Below are 1,774 nucleotides of genomic sequence, written 5' to 3'. Positions count from 1 at the left end.
GGCAATCGTTTGGGAGTTTATTGTTGCCGAATCTATCTTGCTTTACCTCTGCTTAAATATCTGCGGAATGCGGGTTACATCTATCTGGGCAACTATGCCAAAACGATTGAGTATACACAGCAGCGCTTAGCCATCGCCCGCGAAATTAAAGACCGCGACGGAGAAGGTACGGCACTCAACAACCTCGGATTGGCCCTCTTGAAAGCTGGCAACCCAACAGAAGCTGAAAAAATGCTGATTGATGCGATTCAAGTTTGGGAATCGATGCGTCAAATGCTCGGCTCCAACGACGCGAATAAAGTCTCCATCTTTGAAGGACAAGCTGGCACTTATCTGACTTTACAACAAGTCCGGGTGGCTCAAAATAACCCGATCGCCGCTTTAGAAATTGCCGAACGGGGACGCGCCCGTGCCTTTGTCGATCTGCTGACAGAACGCTTATCGTCAGGTTCTACCAATCCGGCGATCGCCACTTCTCCGAACCAGGAGCAAATTCGCCAAATCGCCAAAGCACAGAACGCCACTTTGGTGCAGTATTCCATCATCTACGACCGCTTCCAGATTCAGGGCAAACAAGAAACGCGAGAATCCGCGCTTTACATCTGGGTGATTCAACCGACGGGCGAAATCACCTTCCGCCAGGTAGATCTCAAACCCCTCTGGCAAAAGCACAAAGTCTCCCTAGCCAACCCAGTCATTTGCACACAAGAATCCTTTGATATCCGCAGTCGCAGCAGCACGGGCTTGACCGAATGCCCAACCGACTTACCCACCCTGCATCAACTGCTGATCGATCCCATTGCCAGCCTCCTCCCCAAAGATCCCAATGCCCATGTCATTTTCATTCCCCAAGGTTCCCTGTTCCAGGTACCCTTCCCTGCACTCCAAGATCCTAACGGTACTTACTTAATCCAGAAACACACGATTCGGACTGCCCCTTCGATTCAAGTATTGGATTTGACTCGACAGCAACTGCAGAAGTTAGTACAGAAGCCAGCCAACAACGGCAGGGCTCTAGTCTTGGGCAATCCCACGATGCCGAGTGTGTCTCTCTCTGTGGGAGAACCTAAGCAGCAATTGTCTCCTCTACCTGGGGCTGAAGCTGAAGCGCGAGCGATCGCCCCTCTGCTCAATACTCAAGCGATCTTAGGCGCACAAGGGACAAAAGCTGCGATCGTCCAAAAAATGCCTCAAGCATCAATTATTCACCTGGCAACGCATGGATTGCTCGATAACCTGAACGGATTGTCAAGTGCGATCGCCCTGGCTCCTTCTGGTAGGGATGACGGCTTATTGACCGCAGCAGAGATTTTCGACATGAAACTGCAAGCAAACTTAGTTGTTTTGAGTGCCTGCAACACTGGAGAAGGCAGAATTACTGGGGATGGGGTGATTGGTTTATCGCGTGCTTTGATTTCAGCAGGAGTACCGAGTGTAATTGTTTCTTTATGGGCGGTTCCCGATGCGCCTACAGCCGAATTAATGCAGGCATTTTATCAAAATCTTCAGCAAAACCCGAATAAAGCACAGGCATTGCGACAGGCAATGTTAACCACGATGAAAAACCCAAACCATTCCAATCCGCGAGATTGGGCGGCATTTACGTTGATTGGGGAAGCAGAGTAAGTTTTTATGAAGGGCGATCTCTATTGGATTAGGGTTAGTTTGTGCGTTGCAGTAGAGTTGGGTGATCGTAGTACTGGAGTTTAGACTAAACAGCTATTAAATCGCGATCGTCACTGCACTCACCAACGGCAACGGTCGCTGGTGATAA

Annotated in this window: 1 protein-coding gene; it reads left to right on the top strand. The window is 49.7% G+C overall.

Annotated elements, in window-relative coordinates:
- A partial coding sequence (locus tag QUA70_RS28360; protein ID WP_333351086.1) for a CHAT domain-containing protein occupies positions 1–1,626 on the top strand: 1,626 nt, incomplete at its 5' end.
- Positions 1,627–1,774 lie beyond the last annotated feature (148 nt).

The organism is Microcoleus sp. LAD1_D5 (assembly GCF_036702115.1).
GTDB lineage: Bacteria > Cyanobacteriota > Cyanobacteriia > Cyanobacteriales > Microcoleaceae > Microcoleus.
Note: the sequence above shows the minus strand (reverse complement) of the source record. Positions and strands in the feature narration are given on the sequence as shown.